This window comes from Micromonospora xinjiangensis (assembly GCF_056150165.1).
On record NZ_JAXCFO010000006.1, the window covers coordinates 362306 to 380803 of the forward strand.

Here is an 18498-nt window from a genome sequence, read left to right on the forward strand (position 1 = left end):
CGACGGAAGGAGCGCCGTGCAACGGATCGCCCTGCACACGCGGCTCAGGCCCGGCCGCGAAGAGGAGTACGACCGGGTCCACGCCACGATCCCGGCGGAGCTGGCCACCGCGATCCGCGCTGCCGGCGTACGCGACTGGCGGATCTGGCGCAGCGGCCGGGAGCTGTTCCACCTGGTGGAGGTCGACGACTACCAGCGGATGCGACACCGGCTGCGGGACGATCCGGCCAACGTGGCGTGGCAGACCCGCATGGCGGAGCTGCTCGGCGTGGCGGACGACTACTCGGGCGCCGACCACGGGTTGTCCCTCGTCTGGGCGCTGGCCGCCACCCCCGGCGGAGAGCCGTCGTGACCGGCGTACGGGTGGGCCGGTCGGCGGTGACCGTGAGCCGGCTCGGCCTCGGCTGCGCCCCACTCGGCAACCTCTACACACCGATCGGCGAGTCCGACGCCATCGACACGGTCCGGGCCGCCTGGGAGCACGGGATCCGGTACTTCGACACCGCCCCGCACTACGGGCTCGGCCTGTCCGAACGCCGGCTCGGTGACGCGCTGCGCGCCCAGCCGCGGGAGGCGTACACGGTCAGCACCAAGGTGGGCCGCCTGCTCGTGCCGGACCGCGCCGGCGCCGCCGGTCGCGACCCCGAGGGCTTCGCGGTCGCCGCCGACCACCGGCGGGTCTGGGACTTCTCGGCGGACGGGGTGCACCGCTCGCTGGAGGCCAGCCTCGTGCGGCTCGGAATCGACCGGGTCGACATCGCGCTGATCCACGACCCGGAGGACCATCAGGCACCGGCGCTGGCGCAGGCCTACCCCGCGCTGCACGAGCTGCGCGCCCAGGGCGTCGTCGGTGCGATCGGTGTGGGGTCGAAGCAGTGGCAGGTGCTGCACCGGTTCGTCGCCGAGACCGACGTGGACGTGGTCATGGTGGCGGGCCGTTACACCCTGCTCGAGCAGCCCGCACTCGACTCGCTGCTGCCCGAGTGCCAGCGCCGGGGTGTCTCGGTGCTCAACGCCGGCGTGTTCAACAGCGGACTGCTCGCCGTGCCGCGCCCGCACGCCGGCCTGCCCTACGAGTACGGCGACGCGCCGGCCTCCGTGGTAGCCCGCGCCCGCGCCATCGCCGACGTCTGCGCCCGGCACGGCACGTCGCTGCCGGCCGCGGCGCTGGCCTTCGCCGCCGCCCATCCGGCCGTGGCGGCCGTGGTGGTGGGCGCCCACGAGCCCGGGCAGGTGCGGCGCAACGCCGCGCTGGTGGCGGCCGAGCCGCCGGGCGCCGAGTTCTGGTCGGAGCTGGTCGCGCAAGGGCTGCTGCGGGCGGACGCGCCGCTGCCCGCCGCCCCGGTCGGTGCGGCGTGATCGTCGACGCCCACCACCACCTGTGGCGGATCACGGACGGCTACCGGTGGCTGGACGCGCCCGAACTCGCCCCGATCCGGCGCTCGTTCGGGCCCGCCGACCTCGCACCGGAGCTGGCGGCCGCGGGCGTCGACCGGACCGTCCTCGTGGAGGGGGGCCGCTGCGACGTCGACGAGGCGGCCCTGCTGCTCGCGTACGCGACGGAATCACCGATGATCGCGGGCGTCGTCGCGTGGGCGGACCTGGCCGACCCGGCGCTCGCCGACACCGTCGCCGGCTACCGCGAACTGCCCGGTGGCGACCTGCTGGTCGGCGTCCGGCCGCAGCTGCAGGCGGAGACGGACCCGCACTACCTGGACCGCCCGCAGGTGCGGCGCGGCCTGCGCACGATCGCCGCGGCCGGGCTGGCGTTCGACGCGGTGGTCCGCGCCGACCAGCTTCCCGCGGTGGCCCGGGCCGCGCGGGCCGTGCCGGAGCTGCGCCTCGTCCTCGACCACCTGGGCAAGCCGCCGGTCCGCGACGGCGCCGCCGGCCTCGCCGCCTGGGCCGGGCCGATCGCCGCCGTCGCCGCCGAGCCCAACGTCACCGCGAAGCTCTCCGGCCTGGTGACCGAGGCGGACTGGGGCCGGTGGCAGGTGAGCGACCTGCGGCCGTTCGTGACCGAAGCCCTCGCCCGGTTCGGCCCGCACCGCCTCATGTTCGGGTCCGACTGGCCGGTCTGCCGGCTCGCCGCCGACTACCCGACGGTGCGCTCGGCGCTGACCGAGGCCCTGCCGTCGCTGTCGCCGGAGGAGTCCGCCGCCGTGTTCGGCGGCACCGCGGTGCGGACCTACCGGCTCGGGCGTTGAGCCGTCCCCTACTCTGCGGTACGGAAGAGGCGGAGGAGAACGTGGCTGTCACGGACGAGGCGATCGACAAGATCAAACAGATGATCCTCGCCGGCGAGTTGCGCCCCGGCGACCGGCTGCCCCGCGAGCCCGACCTCGCCGAGCGGCTCGGCCTGTCCCGCAACTCGCTACGCGAGGCGGTCAAGGCGCTGTCGCTGATCCGGGTCCTCGACGTCCGGCAGGGCGACGGGACGTACGTGACGAGCCTCGACCCGGCGCTGCTGCTCGACGCCCTGAGCTTCGTCGTCGACTTCCACCGCGACGACACGGTGCTGGAGTTCCTCGAGGTCCGGCGCATCCTCGAACCGGGAGCGACGGCGCTCGCCGCGCAGCGCGCGACCGACGAGGACGTGGCGGCGCTGCGCCGGGTCCTCGACGGGCTCGGCGACGACCCGACGATCGACGAACTGGTCGCCAACGACCTGGAATTCCACCGGCTGATCGCCGCCTGCGCGGGCAACAACGTGCTGTCGTCCCTGCTCGACAGCCTCTCCGGGCCGACGACGCGGGCCCGGGTCTGGCGCGGCCTCACCCAGGAGGGCGCGGTCGCCAAGACCCGCGAGCAGCACGCCGCCATCCTCGACGCCGTCGCCGCGGGGCAGGCCGACCTGGCCCGCTCCTGGGCGACGGTCCACATCGCCGGCGTGGAGGAGTGGCTGCGCCGCGCCCTGTAGCGGGCCCGCGCCCGCCCGGTGTCGGGTCGGCGCGAGCCGCCCACGACGAGGGCACGACCGCCCGGTCGCGAGGGCCTCAGCCGGGGAGGCGGGCCTCGGCGCGCCGCCAGGGGGCATCGGTGCCGCGGGGCTCGTACCGCACGATCTCCTGCGTGCCGCGCAGCAGGGCCCGCAGCGCCGCCCGGTCGCCGGCCACGACACCGGCCGCGCGTGCCTGCACCAGCACGTTGCCCAGGGCGGTCGCCTCCACCGGGCCGGCCAGCACCGGCAGGCCGCAGGCGTCCGCCGTCAGCTGGCAGAGCAGCGCGTTGCGCGCCCCACCACCGACGACGTGCACGGCGTCCACGTGGCGGCCGGAGAGCCGCTGCGCCTGGCGTACGGCGCGCCGGTGCGCCAGGGCCAGGCTGTCGAGGATGCACCGGACCGTGGCCGCCGGTGTGGCCGGCACCGGTTCGCCGGCGCGACGGCAGGCGTCGGCGACCCGCGCCGGCATGTCCCCCGGGGGCAGGAACACCGGGTCGTCCGGGTCCACCACGGACCGGAACGCCGGCTCGTCGGCCGCGCGCCGCAGCAGGTCCGGCAGGTCGACCCCGCCCCAGGCACGCACCGACTCCTGCAACAGCCACAGGCCCATGACGTTGCGCAGGTACCGGATCGTGCCGTCGACGCCCGACTCGTTGGTGAAGTTCGCCCGCCGGCTCGCCTCGGTGAGCACCGGGGCGTCGAGTTCCACCCCCACCAGCGACCAGGTGCCGCAGGAGATGTACGCGAAGTTCTCCCCCGCCGCCGGCACCCCCATCACGGCGGACGCGGTGTCGTGCGAGCCGACCGCCACCACGTCGGCCCCGCCGGGCAGCCCCAGCGTGGGCAGGACCGGGCCGACGCGGGTGCCGGGCTCGCGCAGCGGCGGGAACAGCTCCGGCCGGATCCCGGCGTCGACCATCACGTCCGTGGCCCAGGCCCGGCGCCGCAGGTCGTACAGCTGGGTCGTGGAGGCGTTGGTGATCTCGGCGCCGATCTCGCCGGTGAGCCAGTACGCGACGAGGTCCGGGATCATCAGCAGCCGCCGTGCGACCTCCAGCTGCGGCGTACCGGCCGCCGCGACGAGCTGGTAGAGGGTGTTGAAGGGCAGCTGCTGCAACCCGGTCGTCGCGTAGAGCCGCTCCTCCCCCAGGTGCTTCGCCACGCGTTCGGCCACCCCGTCGGTACGGGCGTCGCGGTAGTGCACCGGATTGCCCAGCAGCGCGCCGGAGGCGTCGAGCAACCCGTAGTCCACGGCCCACGAGTCGATCCCGACGCTCGTCACCGGGCCGGCCGCCCGCAGGCCGTCGAGGACGCCCCGGTAGAGGGCCAGGACGTCCCAGTGCAGGGTGCCGCCGACGCGCACCGGCTCGTTGGCGAACCGGTGCACCTCGACGAGGTCGAGGGTGTCCGCGCCGACCTGCCCCACCATGACCCGGCCGCTGGAGGCGCCGAGGTCCACGGCGGCGAGGCGGGCGGCGTTCACAGCAGCCCCCGCCGCGCCGCCCACACCACCGCCTGGATCGGCGCACCCACGCCGAGCCGGTCGCAGACCGCCCGCACCCGGCGGCGTACGGTCCGCTCCGAGAGCCCCGTCCGCCGGGCGACCGTCTCGAGCGGCAGACCGGTCGCCAGCAGCCGGAGCAGTCGCAGGTCCTCCTCGTCGAGCACCGGATTCTCCACGGCGGCCCTCGTCCTCATCCCGCACCGACCCGGATCAGCGGAGAAACGCCGCGGCGACGCCGGCGTCCACGGGGATGTGCAGCCCGGTCGTGTGCGACAGTTCGCCGGCGGTGAGCACGAAGACCGCGTTGGCGACGTGCTCGGGCAGCACCTCCCGCTTGAGCAGGGTGCGCTGGGCGTAGAACTCCCCCAGCTTCTCCTCCGGCACCCCGTAGACCGCGGCCCGCTTCGCCCCCCATCCCCCGGCGAAGATGCCGGAGCCGCGTACCACGCCGTCGGGGTTGACGCCGTTGACCCGGATGCCCTGGCCGCCCAGCTCGGCCGCGAGCAGCCGCACCTGGTGCGCCTGGTCGGCCTTGGCCGCGCCGTACGCCACGTTGTTCGGGCCGGCGAACAGGGAGTTCTTGCTGGAGATGTAGACGATGTCGCCGCCCATCCCCTGCGCCGTGAGCACCCGGGCGGCCTCCCGGGACACCAGGAAGGAGCCCTTGGCCATCACGTCGTGCTGCACGTCCCAGTCCGCCTCGGTCGTCTCCAGCAGCGGCTTGGAGATGGACAGCCCGGCGTTGTTGACGACCAGGTCCACCCCGCCGAAGGCGAGCACCGCCTCGCGCAGCGCGCGAGCGACGGCGTCGGCGTCGCTCACGTCGGCGGCCACGGCGACCGCCACGTCGGTGCCCCCGATCTCGGCGGCCACGGTCGCGGCGGATCCGGCGTCGCGGTCGGCGACCACCACGCAGGCGCCCTCGGCGGCGAGGCGGTGGGCGACCGCGCGGCCGATGCCGGAGCCGCTGCCGGTGACGAACGCGACACGGGTGGCGAGGGGTTTCGGCTTCGGCCGGCGCCGCAGCTTCGCCTCCTCGAGCGCCCAGTACTCGATGCGGAACTTCTCCGCCTCGTCGATCGGGGCGTACCGCGACACGGACTCGGCGCCGCGCATCACGTTGATCGCGTTCAGGTAGAACTCGCCGGCGACCCGGGCGGTCTGCTTGTCGGCGCCGAAGCTGAACATGCCGACGCCCGGCACGAGGACGATCGCCGGGTCGGCGCCGCGCATCGGCGGGCTGTCCGCGGTGGCGTGCCGTTCGTAGTAGGCCCGGTAGTCGTCGCGGTACGCGGCGTGCAGCTCCCTCAGCCGCGTGACCGTCTCCTCCAGCGGCGCGCTGGGCGGCAGGTCGAGCACCATCGGACGGACCTTGGTGCGCAGGAAGTGGTCCGGGCACGACGTGCCGAGCGCCGCGAGGGCGGGATGCCGCTCGCGCGCCACGAAGTCGAGGACCGCGTCGCTGTCGGTGAAGTGCCCGACCTGCGGGCGGTCCGTGGAGGCCAGGCCACGGAGGACGGGCGCCAGCGCGGCCGCCCGGGCACGGCGCTCCTCCGGCGGCAGCGGCGCGTAGCCGTCGACCACCGGGCCGAACGGCTCCGCGCGCCCGTGCGCGGCGAGGTACGCCTCGGCCGTGCGGATGATCTCCAGCGAGTGGCGCTCGCACTCGTCGCTCGTCGTCCCCCAGGCGGTGATGCCGTGCCCGCCGAGGATGACGCCGATGGCGCGCGGGTTGGCCCGGGCCACGGCGGCGATGTCGAGACCGAGCTGGAAGCCCGGCCGTCGCCACGGCACCCACACCACCCGGTCCCCGAAGATCTCCTTGGTCAGCTCCGGGCCGTCCGCGGCCGTGGCGATCGCGATGCCGGCGTCGGGGTGCAGGTGGTCCACGTGCGCGGCGTCGACGAGGCCGTGCATGGCGGTGTCGATGGAGGGCGCGGCCCCGCCCCGCCCGTGCAGGCAGTAGTCGAAGGCGGCCACCATCTCGTCCTCGCGGTCGACGCCCGGGTAGACCTCCACGAGGGACCGCAGCCGGTCCAGTCGCAGCACCGCGAGGCCGGCCTCGGTGAGCGTTCCGAGGTCACCGCCGGAGCCCTTGACCCACAACAGGTCGACGGGCCCGCCGGTGACCGGGTCCGTGGCCCGGCCCTTGGCCGAGGTGTTGCCCCCGGCGTAGTTGGTCGTGGTCGGATCGGCGCCCAGCCGGTTGCTGCGGGCGATCAGCGCCTGAACCTCGGAGTGCATCGTCCTCACGTCCCTGTCTGCGGTCTCGGTGATGGTCAGGCGCCCCAGCCGGCCTGCTGCCCGCCCGCGCGTTCGGCCCGGATGCGCGCGAAGTAGCCGGAGCGGGCGTACGCGGCGACGGGGTCGGGGTCCAGGCCCAGGTCGGCCCGGAGATCGGCGAGCAGCGGACGGACGTCGGTGTGGTAGGCGTCCATCAGCACCGCGTTGGCGGCGAGCACGTCACCGTCGCGCTGCGCGGCGGCCAGCGCGTCGGCGTCCACGAGGAGCGCCTTCGCGGTCGCCTCCTGCACGTTCATCACCGAGCGGATGATCGCCGGGATCTTCGGCTCGATGTTGTGGCACTGGTCGAGCATGAACGCGATCCCGGCCCGCGGGCTCAGCGCGTCGCCGCGCACGATCTCGTGCATGATCCGGAACAGCTGGAACGGGTCGGCGGCGCCGACCATCAGGTCGTCGTCGGCGTAGAAGCGGGAGTTGAAGTCGAACCCGCCGAGCTTCCCGGCGCGCAGCAGGAACGCCACGATGAACTCGATGTTGGTGCCGGGCGCGTGGTGCCCGGTGTCGATGACGACCTGCGCCTTCGGGCCGAGCTCCAGGCAGTGCGCGTACGCGGTGCCCCAGTCCGGCACGTCGGTGGTGTAGAAGGCCGGCTCGAAGAGCTTGTACTCCAGCAGCAGCCGCTGGTCGTCGCCGAGCCGGTCGTACGCCTCGCGCAGCGCGGCGGCCAGCCGGTCCTGGCGGGCCCGGATGTCGTCCTGCCCGGGGTAGTTCGTCCCGTCGGAGAACCACAGCTTCAGGTCGCGCGACCCGGTGCGGTCCATGATGTCGACGCACTCCAGCAGGTGGTCGATCGCCTTGCGCCGTACGCCCGGATCGGGATTGGTGACGCTGCCCAGCCGGTAGTCGTTGTCCTGGAACACGTTGGCGTTGATCGCCCCCAGCGCGACGCCCTGGTCCGCCGCGTAGCGGGCCAGGTCCGCGTAGTCGTCGACCCGGTCCCACGGGATGTGCAGCGCCACCGTGGGCGCCACGCCGGTGAGCCGGTGCACCACGGCCGCGTCGGCGATCTTCTCGTACGGGTCGCGCGGCACGCCCTCCTGGGGGAACACCTTGAACCGGGTGCCGGAGTTGGCGTACGCCCAGGACGGGGTCTCGATGCGCTGGGCGCGCAGGGCCTGCGTGACCCGCTCGCGGGTCGGCGCTTCGGGCTGGGTCATGGGGTTTCTCCCGTCTGCGCGGCGAGCTGAGCCGCAAGGTTGAAGACCTCGTCCAGCGGCCGCATGGCACGGTCGGGGGTGCCCTGGTCGAGGTGGAGGAAGAACGACGCCATCTCCGCCTGCCAGCGGGCGTTGACGTCTCGGGCCTGCATGGCGGCCTGCGCCGCCGCGAAGTCGTCGGTGACCAGGAACCCCACGAGCAGGCCGTCCTCCCGGAGGAAGAGCGAGTAGTCGTGCCATCCGCACTCGGCCAGGGCGGTGAGCATCTCGGGCCAGACCCGCTCGTGCCGGGCGCGGTACTCGGCCAGCCGTTCCGGATCGACCTGGAGGGTGAAGCAGACGCGGGGCATGGTTCTCCCGTCGGGCCTCCCCCCGTGGCGCCGGCGTTCGCAGGCCGGCGCCACGGGGTGGGCGTCAGAAGTCGAACTGGTCGATGTTGCTCTTGTCGAAGACGGTCGGCGGGCCGAGGACGACGACGCCGTCCTTGCCGACGGTGTACTCGCCGAGCTTGCCGGCGGTGAACTTCTCGCCCTCCGCGCCGGTGATCTGGCCCGAGGCCAGCGCGGCGCCGGCGTACGCCGCGAGGTAGCCCAGGTCGGCCGGGTTCCAGAGGGCGAACGCGTCGACGGTGCCGTCCTTCACGAACTCCCGCATCTGGTTCGGGGTGCCCAGGCCGGTGAGCTTGACCTTGCCCTTGTACTGGGAGCCGCTGAGGTAGCGGGCGGCGGCCGCGACGCCGACCGTGGTCGGCGAGATGATGCCCTTCAGGTTCGGGTACGACTGGAGCAGGCCCTGCGTCTCCTGGAACGACTTCTGGTCGTCGTCGTTGCCGTACGCCACGGTGACCAGCTTGATTTTGCTGTACTCGGGCTTCTTCAGCTCCTCCTTCATCAGCTCGATCCAGGCGTTCTGGTTGGTCGCGTTGGCCGTGGCGGAGAGGATGGCGATCTCGCCCTCGCCGCCGATCTGCTCGGAGACGAGCTTGACCTGGTTCTCCGCGATGCCCTGGGCGGTCACCTGGTTGACGAAGATCTGCCGGCACTCGGGCTTCGTGTCGGAGTCGAAGGTCACGATCTTGGCGCCCGCCGCCTTCGCCTGGTTGAGCGCGCCGCAGATCGCGTTCGGGTCGTTCGCCGAGGTCACGATCACGTCCATGCCCTGCTGGGACAGGGTGTTGATGTAGCTGACCTGGGACGAGGCGCTGGCCTCGGAGGGGCCGACCTCCTTGAACTCACCCTTGATCTCGGTGACCGCCGTCTTGCCGCCGTTGTCGGAGACGGTGAAGTAGGGGTTGTTCACCTGCTTCGGCAGGAAGGCGATCTTGAGGCCCTCCTTGATCGGGGCGTCGGGGTCGGCGGCCCCGCTCGCCTGCGTGCCGCCGCCGGAGTCGCTGCCCGAGTTCTCCCGGGTGGTGCCGCCACAGGCCGTGGCGCTCAACAGCAGTGCGGCGAGGGTGAGGCCGGTGGCCCCGAGACGGAAACCTCTGCGGTACGCGGACATCGCTATCCTTCCGGGGGTTGGTGGTGGGGGAATCACGGCGCGACGGGGTTCGCGCGCTGTCGTCGGCGGTGCAGGCGGGCGCGGATGTCCGCGACCGCGTTGGGCAGCACGACGGAGGCGATGAGCAGGGCGCCCGTGACGATGGTCAACGCGTTCGCGTCGATGTCGGCCAGTTGCAGGGCGTTGCGCAGGACACCCAGGAGCAGGACGCCGGCGACCACGCCGAGCAGGCCGCCGCGACCGCCGAAGATGGACACGCCGCCCAGCAGCACGGCGGTCACGACGGTGAGTTCGAGGCCGGTGGCGTTGTCGCCGCGGGCGCTGGCGTAGCGCAGCGTCCAGAAGACGCCGACCAGACCGCAGACGGCCCCGGACGCCACGAACAGCCAGAACTTCGTCCGCGCCACCGAGATGCCGGCGAACGTGGCGGCCTGGTCGTTGTTGCCCATCGCGTAGAGCGCCCGGCCCGCCGCGGTGGCGTGCAGGACGACGCCGAACGCCAGCGCCAGCAGCAGGACGAGCACCATCACGACGGGGATCGGGGTGCCCGGGATGTTCCGCACCGCGGCCGCCGTCCAGCTCGCCGGGAAGTCGGCCACCGCCTGGTCACCGAGCACGACGAACGACAGGCCCCGGTACAGGGCGAGGGTGCCGATGGTCACGGCCAGCGAGGGCAGGCCGAAACCGGTGACGAACACGCCGTTCACCGCGCCGAGCACCGCGCCGAGCAGCACCACGAACACGCAGATCAGCTCCAGTGACAACCCGCTGGACAGCCACATCTGCCCCATCAGGGTGCTGCACAGGCCGACCGTGCTGGCCACCGACAGGTCGATCTCGCCGGTGACGACGATCAGCGTCATGGGCAGCGCCAGCAGGGCCAGCGGCACCAGGTCGAGCAGCAGGAACTGCACGTTGCGGCCGGTGGCGAAGTTCTGCACCGACACGCTGGCCAGCAGCGCGGCCACCACCAGGGCGGCCACCACCGCCGCGTCCCAGGAGCCGAGCGCGCCGCGCAGCCCGGCCAGCCGGCCCGGCTCCCGCTCGGTCTCCGCTCCCGACGGCGGCGCCGCGTACAGGCTGTCATGCGCCATGGGCGCTTCTCCCTCTGAGCCGGGCCGCCATCCGCAGGGCCAGGAGCCGGTCCAGGCCGATGGCGGCGAGGATGAGCGCGCCGACGACGGCCTGCTGCCAGAACGGGTCGATGCGCAGGACGGCCAGCGAACTGCCGATCGTGGTGAGCAGGACGGCACCGAGCGCGGCGCCGTACGCGCTGCCGCTCCCGCCGAAGATGGCCACCCCGCCGACCACCGCGGCCGCGACGACCTGGAGTTCCAGGCCGGTGCCGGCGGCGGCGTCGAGGGTGCCGAACCGGGCGGCGTAGAGCACACCGGCGAGCCCGGCGAGCGCCCCGTTGGCGACGAACACCGCGAAGACCCGCCGGCCGACGGGGATGCCGGACAGCCGGGCGGCCGCCGGCTCCGAGCCGATGGCGTAGAGCTCCCGGCCGCTGCGGTACGAGCGCAGGTAGTAGCCGACGACGGCGACCACGACCAGCGCCACGAGGAAGAGCACCGGGACGCCCAGCACCGTCTGGTTGCCGAGCCGCAGGAACGAACGCGGCATGTCGGCGGCGTTGATCTGCCGGCCGGACGCCCAGTAGTAGTCGACGCCCCGGAAGGCGTAGAGCGTGCCGAGGGTGATGACCAGCGCCGGCACCTTGGCCACCGCGATGAGCCCGCCGTTCACCGCGCCGCACACGGCGCCCAGCGCGACGCCGAGCAGCAGCGCCACCGGCCACGGGGTCCCGGGCGCGGCGAGGAAGAGCGAGCCCGTGGCGAAGGCGACCAGGCCGAGGATCGAGCCGACGGAGAGGTCCACGTTGCGGGTGACGATGACCATCGTCTGGCCGACCGCGAGGATCACCAGGATCGCGCAGCCGAGCAGCAGGTCCTTGGTGCTCTGCGCGCTCAGGAAGCGCTCGTTGCGGAGGCTGGTGACCAGCACGAGCGCACCGAGCGCGAGCAGCAGGCTCAGTTCGCGTACGGCCAGCAGCCGCTCGGTGAGACCGCGACCGCGCCGCTGTCGGCCCGCGGGCGGTTCCTCGGCGAGGCGGCCCGGCGTCCCCGTGTCCGTGAGGCTCATGCCGGCACCTCGCTTCGCCCGGCGCCGCCGGACACCACCGCGCCGTCCCGATGGATCGTTCGCTGACGTGAGTTCATGCCCTCGCCCCTCCCTGGCCGGTGGCGGCGAGCATCACCGAGGTCTCGTCGGCCTCGGCCCGGGGCAGCTCGCGGACCAGGCGCCCCTCGTGCATGACCAGGACCCGGTCGGCCATCCCGAGCACCTCGGGCAGCTCACTGCTGATCATCAGGATGGCCAGCCCCTCGCCGGCCAGTTCGGAGAGGAGCCGGTGGACCTCGGCCTTGGTGCCGACGTCGATGCCGCGGGTCGGCTCGTCGATGATCAGGATCCGGGGTTCGGTGGCGAGCCACTTGGCGAGGACGACCTTCTGCTGGTTGCCGCCGGACAGGGTCGCGACCGGTGCGGCGAGCCGGGCCGTCTTGACCCGCAACTGGCGGGTCCACCGGCGGGCCTCGGCCCGCTCGGCGCCGCCGAGGAGCAGGCCCAGCCGGCTCAGCGCCCGGCGGCGGGCCAGCGTGGCGTTGCGTTCCACCGACAGCTCCATGACCAGCCCCTGCTGGCGGCGGTCCTCGGGGACCAGCGCCATGCCGGCCGAGATGGCCCGGCGCGGGCTGCCGGGACGCAGCACCCGGCCGGCGACGCGCACCTCGCCCGCGTCGTAGCGGTCCACTCCGAAGATCGCGCGGGCCACCTCGCTGCGGCCGGCGCCGACCAGCCCGGCCAGGGCGACGATCTCGCCACCCCGGACGTCGAAGGAGACGTCGGAGAAGACACCGGCGCGGGTGAGCCCCCGTACCTCCAGCAGGGTGTCGCGCACCGGCGCGGCCTGCTTGGGGTAGAGGGACGAGACGTCGCGGCCCACCATGCGCCGCACGACCTCGTCGACGGTGAGGTCCGCGGTGCGGTCGGTGGAGACCCAGGCGCCGTCGCGCAGGACGGTGATCCGCTGGCACAGCGAGAAGACCTCGTCGAAGCGGTGCGAGATGAACAGCACCGCCGCGCCGCGCTCGCACAGCGACCGGGCGACCCCGAAGAGGCGTTCCACCTCGACGCCGGAGAGCGCGGCGGTCGGCTCGTCCATGACCAGGACCCGGGCGTCGAAGGAGAGCGCCTTGGCGATCTCGACGAGCTGCTGGTCGGCGATGGACAGCCCGCGCGCGGGTCGGGTGGGGTCGATCCGGACGCCGAGCCGCGCGAAGAGCCGCTCGGCGTCGCGGTTCATGGCCGCCGCGTCGATGCGGCGCAGGCCGCGCAGCGGCTGCCGGCCCATGTAGATGTTCTCCGCGACCGACAGGTCCGGGAACAGCGTCGGTTCCTGGTAGATGACGGCGATGCCGGCGGCGAGGGCGTCGGCGGGGGCGCGCAGCTCCAGCGGTCGGCCGTCGAGGGTCATCCGCCCGGTGTCCGGCGCGTGCGCGCCCGCCAGCGTCTTGACCAGAGTGGACTTGCCGGCCCCGTTCTCACCGACCAGGGCGTGCGCCTCGCCGGGATGCAGCGCCAGGTGCACCCCGCGCAGGGCGGCCACGGCGCCGAAGGACTTCGTCACGCCGTCGAGTACCAGCAGCGGTGCGCCGTCCGCGCCCGGTGTGCCGGGGCTCATCCAACCCCCTCCTGAATCGTTTCATGTCGTGCCTGGACGGTAGGGGCAGGCGTTGACGAGCGTCAAGGGTTTCCCCGCGATTTCCTACCTGTTGCCGAAGCGCCGCCGCCTCCCGTCCCTGGGTGGGGAGGCGCGCCCGGGGTGCGGGGCAACTGGATGAAACGTTTTAGGAGCTATAGACTGCCCGGCATCGCCCGGCCGGGCCCGCCCTGCGCGACGCGCCCGTTCACGTTCCGGGACCATCACGTTCCGGGACCACCGCGTCCCGGGGCCGGCGTCACCGGGGTCGCCGCAGCTAGGGATCGTCGAGGGAGCCATGGCAGGGGCAAGCATCAAGGAGGTGGCCCGCCACGCCGGCGTGTCGCTCGGCACGGTGAGCAACGTGCTCAACCGGCCCGACATGGTCGCCCCCGCCACCCGGCAGCGGGTCCTCGACGCCATCGCCGAGCTCGGCTACGTGCGCAACGACTCCGCCCGCCAGCTGCGCGCCGGGCAGAGCCGCACCGTCGCCATCGTCGTCCTGGACGTGGCCAACCCGTTCTTCACCGACATGGTCCGCGGCGCCGAACAGGTCGTCGAGGCGACCGGCGCCATGCTCATCGTCTGCAACAGCGGCGAGGACGTCGCCCGCGAGCGCCGGCACCTCGAACTGCTGGAGGAGCAACGCGTACGCGGCGTGCTCATCACCCCGGTAGGTGACGGGCCGCAGCCCCACCTCGAGAAGCTCATCGACCGCGGCATCCCCGTCGTCCTCGTCGACCGCGGCACCGGCCGGGCCAGCCGCTGCTCGGTGGCCGTCGACGACGTCCTCGGCGGCCGGCTCGCCATGGATCACCTCCTCGACCAGGGCCACCGCCGCATCGCGTACGTCGGGGGGCCGCTCTCCATCGCGCAGGTGGCCGACCGGCACGCCGGCGCCGCCGAGGCCCTGGAGGAACGCGGCGGCGACGCCGACCTGCGGGTCGCGGCCACCCCCAACCTGACCGTCGCCGCCGGGCGGGGGGCCGCCGAGGACCTGCTGGCGCTGCCCGCCCGGCAACGCCCCACCGCGGTCTTCTGCGCCAACGACCTCGTCGCCCTCGGCGTGCTCCAGGAGCTGACGGCGCGCGGCCTGCGCGTGCCCGGCGACATCGCGATCGTCGGTTACGACGACATCGAGTTCGCCGCCGCCGCGGCGGTGCCGCTGTCCTCCGTGCGCCAGCCCCGCGAGCAGCTGGGCCGCACCGCCGCCCAACTCCTGCTCGAAGAGGCCGAGCACGGCGAGACGCACCAGCACCGGCACGTCGTGTTCCAACCCGAGCTCGTCGTCCGCCGCTCCAGCGAGCAACCCCGGCGCGGCCGCCGCTGACCCCGCCCCCGGCTCCACCCCCTCCCCTCCCACCCCCGCCCCCCGCCCCGGTGGTCAAGAGGTTCGCGTCAGAATCCGGACTCCGGACGAGGCGACCCTCGTGATCACCGGAAGGAGCGGGGCGGGAGGCGGGGGTTGGGGGTCAGGTGGTGGGGGCGGAGGTGCTCGTGAAGTGCCAGGTGCCGGCGCCCACGGTGTGCACCAGGTAGCCCGCCTCCATCCGCCGGGCCTTGACCAGCCCGCCCGGTGACGCCTCGACGTCGCCGGCCCGCGCCGCGGGCACGTGCACCTCGGCGGTGGCGCCGACCGGCACCCGCACGGTCAGCTCGAACCGGCCGCGCTCGCTCCGCCAGGCGGAGGACGCCCGGCCGCGTACCGTGTCGACGGCCGCCGACGCCGAGGAGACCTCGGCGCGGGCGTCGGGCCGGACGACGATGCGGGCCCAGCCGTCGGCGACCGGTCGCAGGCCGGCCACGTGCTCGTAGAGCCACTGCACCACCGTGCCGTGGAAGTAGTGCTGGCGGGACCGGGTGGAGGTCGGCCACATCTCCCACATCGTGTCCGCGCCGTTGTCCACCCAGAAGCCCCAGCTCGGGTACGTCCGCTGCAACGCGACCCGGGCCGCCACGTCGGCGTGGCCGTGCGTGGTCAGCACCGGCAGCAGGACGCTGGTGCCGAGGCAGCCGGTGTTGAGGTGCCAGCCCCGCTCCCGGATGTCGGCCACCAGGTTCTCCACCACCGCGCCCACCAGGTCCTCGGGCACCAGGCCGAACGCCAGCGGGACGGCGTTTGAGGTCTGCCGGTAGCCGGGATCGCGGTCGGTGCGGTAGAGGCCCCGCGTCCGGTCGAGGAACGTCTCGTTGAGACGGTCGCGCAGCCCGGCGGCCGCCGAACGGAAGCGGGCCGCCCGCGCGTCCTGCCCGATCAGCTCGCCCACCTCGGCGGTCGCCACCAGCGCCCGGTGCAGGTACGCGGTGGCGGTGAGCCGGGTGTCCTCGGGCGGGTTCCCACCGGTGCCCGGCGACAGGTAGTCCCCGAGCGCGGTCACCGCGAGCCCGTCGCTGAGCCGGCCCAGCTCCCACTCCAGGTAGTCCACCACCGCATCCCAGTGCTGGCGGGGCAGCCGGTCGTCGCCGTACCAGCGGTGCATCTCGCGCAGCAGGAACGGGTAGACGGTGGTCCACTCCGGCGCCGGGGCGAGTTCCTGGTATCCCCAGCCGCCGCTGGGCACGATGACCGGCACCTGGCCGGAGGTGACCTGGGCGTCGCGCAGGTCACCCAGCCACTTCGTGAAGAACCGCGACAGGTCCAGCAGACCGGCCATGGTGGGGGCGGCCACCTGTGCGTCACCGGTCCAGCCGTTCTTCTCGTACATGGGGGTGTCGGTGGGGATGCCGTGCAGGTTGTTGCGCACCGTGCGCCGCATCATCCGCTCGAACCGCTCGAACAGCGGCTCGCTGCACCGGAACTCGCCCACGTCGCGGACGTCGGAGTGCACCACGCGCATGGCGAGGGTCTCCGTGGTCGCGGCGCCGGGCAGCCCGTCGAGCTGCACGTACCGGAAGCCCTTGTACGAGAAGCGCGGCTCCCACACCTCCTCGCCGCCGCCGCGGGCCACGTACTCGTCGAGTTGGAACCGGGCGCTCTGGACGTTGCCGTTGGACGCCTCCACGGTCCCGTCGGCGCGCAGCTTCTCGCCGTACAGGACGCGGATGACGGTGCCGGCGGGGGCGGTGGTCCGCAGGCGCACCCAGCCGGCCGTCGTCCGGCCGAAGTCGGCGACCCAGACGCCGGCGCGGGGTGAGCTGAGCCGCACCGGGGTGAGGGACTCGACGATCCGGACGGGCTCGTGCTCCTGGGCCCGCAGCGTGCCCGCCGGGGCGTCCAGGACGCTGGCGCCGGCCCAGCCGGAGTCGTCGAACCCCGCCGTCGACCAGCCCGACGGCTCCAGCCGGGCGTCGTAGGTCTCCCCGGCGAACAGGGAGTTCGAGCGGGTGGGACCGTCGGTCACCCGCCAGGCGTCGTCGCTCACGATCTCGGTACGCGAGCCGTCGGGGTGGTCGACGACGAGGCGCGCGAGCAGGCGCGGCTCGCCGTGCCAGGGCGGCTGGTGCCAGCGCCAGACGTTGCGGGTCGTCATGCCGTAGAAGCCGCGGCCCAGCTCGGCGCCGAGCACGTTCGTCCCCCGCGCGAGCAGCTCGGTGACGTCGTGCGTCACGTACAGGACGGTGTCGTCGTAGTCGGTGAACCCCGGGTCCAGCACGGCCGACCCGACGCGCTCGCCGTTGAGGTGCAGCACCTGGTAGGCGAGGCCGGTCGCGTACAGCCGGGCGCGGGCCACCGGCTTCCTCAGCCGGAACTCCCGCCGCAGCAGCGGCGCGGGCCGCTCCCGCACCGGCGGCTCGACGCCGCTGCCCCACGGTCCCTGGCCGTACGGGGCGAGCACGACCACCGGCGACCAGGCCGACTCGTCGTGACCCGGCTGCTCCCAGCCGGACTCCGCGGTGCCCGTGGTGCGCCACGAGGCGTCGGTGGTCAGCACCAGGTCCCGGTTGTCGGCGGTCCGCACGACCAGTTTCGCGATGAGGCCGCCCGGGTTGACCGAGGCGCCGCCCCGGTTGGTGGCGAGCGCGGCGAGCACCAGGTCGCCGCCGACGGCGCCGCGGGTCAGCTCGGTGACGTCCGCGACCCGTGCGGTACGCCAGCCGTCGGTCTGCTCGGGCGCGGACAGCACGAGCCGGCCGGCCAGGTGGGCGGTGAAGTCGTCGTCGGCGCTCATGATCAGTCGAGCGGACGCGACGTCGGTGCCGGCGGGCAGGGCCAGCCGGCCCCGGAACCAGCGCGGGCCGACGGGGGCGTTGTTCGTCGTCGCGCCCGGCCCCCACACCCAGGAGGCACCGGAGAGGTCGAGGACGTGCGGCTGCGGCACGGTGACGTTGCCGCCCCACGGCCCCTGCCCGTACGGGGCGAGCACCGCGACGCCCGCCCAGCCCGTGTCGTCGTGCCCCGGCTCCGCCCACCCCTGACGCTCCGTGTCGGCGCTGCGCCACGAGGAGTCGGTGAGCAGGACGAGCCGCTCCCCCGCCGTGGTGGTGACGACCAGCTTCGCCAGCAACCCGGCCGGGTTGACCGAGGGGCCGGGACGGTTCACGGCCACCGCGGCGACGGTGAGCCTCCGGCCGACCGCGGCGCGGGCGAGCGCGGTGACATCGGCGGCGTCGGCCTTCTTCCAGCCGTCGGCCTCCTGCGGCGCGTGCAGCACCTGCTGCCCGTCGACGTACGCCGTGTAGTCGTCGTCGGCGGTCACCACGAGGTACGCGACGGCGATCTCGGTGCCCGCCGGGATCGCGAGCCCGCCCCGGAACCAGCGGGCGCCGGCCGGGGCGTTGCCCGACGTGGCGTCCGGCGACCAGACCCAGGAGGCGCCGGCGAGGTCCAGTGGCGCCGTCTCGACGTCCGGCTCCGCCCCGATCCACCGGGCGGCCCCGAAGCCCTCGTCGAGCAGACCGGTCTCGAACCAGCTCGGCGTGCTCCAGCCCGTCGTCCGGCCGGACCCGTCCCAGACGCGTACCCGCCAGTGGTAGCGGGTGCGCGGCGCGAGCCGGGGGCCGGCGTACGGGACACCGACCGAGCGCGCCGACGCGACCCGGCCCGAGTCCCACACGTCGGTCGCCCCGGGGGTGAGCCGGTCCGGGCGGGTGGCCACCAGCACCTGATAGGCGCTCTGGGTGGCGTTGTGGCCGTGGGCGGCACCGGTCCAGGAGAAGCGCGGCGCGGTGACGTCGGTGCCGAGCGGCCGGTCGGCGTACTCGGTGCGCAGCCGGTCGACGGTGAGCGGCCCGGCGCCGGCGTGGGCGGGTGGAGCCGCCTCGGCGGGCGCGGCCGTGCCCGCGCCGATCGCCACCGCGCCGGCGCCGGCGACGCTCCAGCCGAGCAGGGACCGGCGGCTGAGTTCCGATCCCGCCGTCGGGGCGGGTCGTGGGGTCTGCGCCATCA

At 74.0% G+C, this 18498-nt stretch carries 15 protein-coding genes; 5 read left to right on the forward strand and 10 right to left on the reverse strand.

What is annotated here, in order from left to right; all coding sequences use genetic code 11:
* Positions 1-16: 16 nt before the first annotated feature.
* The 4 genes from SM573_RS23180 to SM573_RS23195 are packed head-to-tail and all read left to right on the forward strand — an operon-like array spanning position 17 to position 2920.
* A complete protein-coding gene (locus tag SM573_RS23180) occupies positions 17-352 on the forward strand; it encodes an L-rhamnose mutarotase (RefSeq protein WP_474617042.1) in 336 nt (111 codons plus the stop codon).
* Complete coding sequence (locus SM573_RS23185) at positions 349-1359, forward strand: aldo/keto reductase (protein ID WP_474617043.1); 1011 nt, start codon at positions 349-351, stop codon at positions 1357-1359. The genes SM573_RS23180 and SM573_RS23185 overlap by 4 nt, the downstream gene beginning before the upstream one ends.
* A complete protein-coding gene (locus tag SM573_RS23190) occupies positions 1356-2207 on the forward strand; it encodes an amidohydrolase family protein (protein WP_474617044.1) in 852 nt (283 codons plus the stop codon). The genes SM573_RS23185 and SM573_RS23190 overlap by 4 nt, the downstream gene beginning before the upstream one ends.
* Before the next feature lie 41 nt (positions 2208-2248).
* Positions 2249-2920 carry a FadR/GntR family transcriptional regulator gene (locus SM573_RS23195; protein ID WP_474610673.1) on the forward strand — a complete coding sequence of 224 codons (672 nt, stop codon included), beginning with the start codon at positions 2249-2251 and terminating at the stop codon, positions 2918-2920.
* Positions 2921-2996: 76 nt separating this feature from the next.
* Here the strand turns inward: SM573_RS23195 and SM573_RS23200 are convergent, their stop codons facing one another.
* The 9 genes from SM573_RS23200 to SM573_RS23240 all read right to left on the reverse strand — a co-directional run bounded on the left by SM573_RS23200 (position 2997) and on the right by SM573_RS23240 (position 13154).
* Positions 2997-4427, reverse strand: coding sequence for a rhamnulokinase (locus tag SM573_RS23200; RefSeq protein ID WP_474617045.1), 1431 nt, complete (start codon positions 4425-4427; stop codon positions 2997-2999).
* Positions 4424-4624 (reverse strand): helix-turn-helix domain-containing protein, encoded by a 201-nt coding sequence (locus SM573_RS23205; protein ID WP_474610675.1) that lies wholly within the window; start codon positions 4622-4624, stop codon positions 4424-4426. Before SM573_RS23205 ends, SM573_RS23200 begins: the two co-directional genes overlap by 4 nt.
* 34 nt (positions 4625-4658) lie before the next feature.
* Positions 4659-6740 (reverse strand): bifunctional aldolase/short-chain dehydrogenase, encoded by a 2082-nt coding sequence (locus tag SM573_RS23210; RefSeq protein ID WP_474617109.1) that lies wholly within the window; start codon positions 6738-6740, stop codon positions 4659-4661.
* Positions 6728-7909, reverse strand: coding sequence for an L-rhamnose isomerase (gene rhaI, locus SM573_RS23215; RefSeq protein WP_474610676.1), 1182 nt, complete (start codon positions 7907-7909; stop codon positions 6728-6730). Before rhaI ends, SM573_RS23210 begins: the two co-directional genes overlap by 13 nt.
* Positions 7906-8259 (reverse strand): L-rhamnose mutarotase, encoded by a 354-nt coding sequence (locus SM573_RS23220; RefSeq protein ID WP_474610677.1) that lies wholly within the window; start codon positions 8257-8259, stop codon positions 7906-7908. Before SM573_RS23220 ends, rhaI begins: the two co-directional genes overlap by 4 nt.
* 64 nt (positions 8260-8323) lie before the next feature.
* Positions 8324-9409 (reverse strand): rhamnose ABC transporter substrate-binding protein, encoded by a 1086-nt coding sequence (gene rhaS, locus SM573_RS23225; RefSeq protein WP_474610678.1) that lies wholly within the window; start codon positions 9407-9409, stop codon positions 8324-8326.
* Between the two features lie 32 nt (positions 9410-9441).
* Positions 9442-10503 carry an ABC transporter permease gene (locus SM573_RS23230; RefSeq protein ID WP_474617046.1) on the reverse strand — a complete coding sequence of 354 codons (1062 nt, stop codon included), beginning with the start codon at positions 10501-10503 and terminating at the stop codon, positions 9442-9444.
* Positions 10493-11554 carry an ABC transporter permease gene (locus SM573_RS23235; RefSeq protein WP_474617047.1) on the reverse strand — a complete coding sequence of 354 codons (1062 nt, stop codon included), beginning with the start codon at positions 11552-11554 and terminating at the stop codon, positions 10493-10495. Before SM573_RS23235 ends, SM573_RS23230 begins: the two co-directional genes overlap by 11 nt.
* Before the next feature lie 73 nt (positions 11555-11627).
* Positions 11628-13154 carry a sugar ABC transporter ATP-binding protein gene (locus SM573_RS23240; protein WP_474610681.1) on the reverse strand — a complete coding sequence of 509 codons (1527 nt, stop codon included), beginning with the start codon at positions 13152-13154 and terminating at the stop codon, positions 11628-11630.
* Positions 13155-13470: 316 nt separating this feature from the next.
* Between SM573_RS23240 and SM573_RS23245 the strand changes: the two genes are divergently transcribed.
* Complete coding sequence (locus SM573_RS23245) at positions 13471-14502, forward strand: LacI family DNA-binding transcriptional regulator (RefSeq protein WP_474610682.1); 1032 nt, start codon at positions 13471-13473, stop codon at positions 14500-14502.
* Between the two features lie 142 nt (positions 14503-14644).
* On the opposite strand, the gene SM573_RS23250 is transcribed toward SM573_RS23245, so the two are convergent.
* Positions 14645-18496, reverse strand: coding sequence for a family 78 glycoside hydrolase catalytic domain (locus tag SM573_RS23250; protein ID WP_474617048.1), 3852 nt, complete (start codon positions 18494-18496; stop codon positions 14645-14647).
* Between the last annotated feature and the right edge of the window lie 2 nt (positions 18497-18498).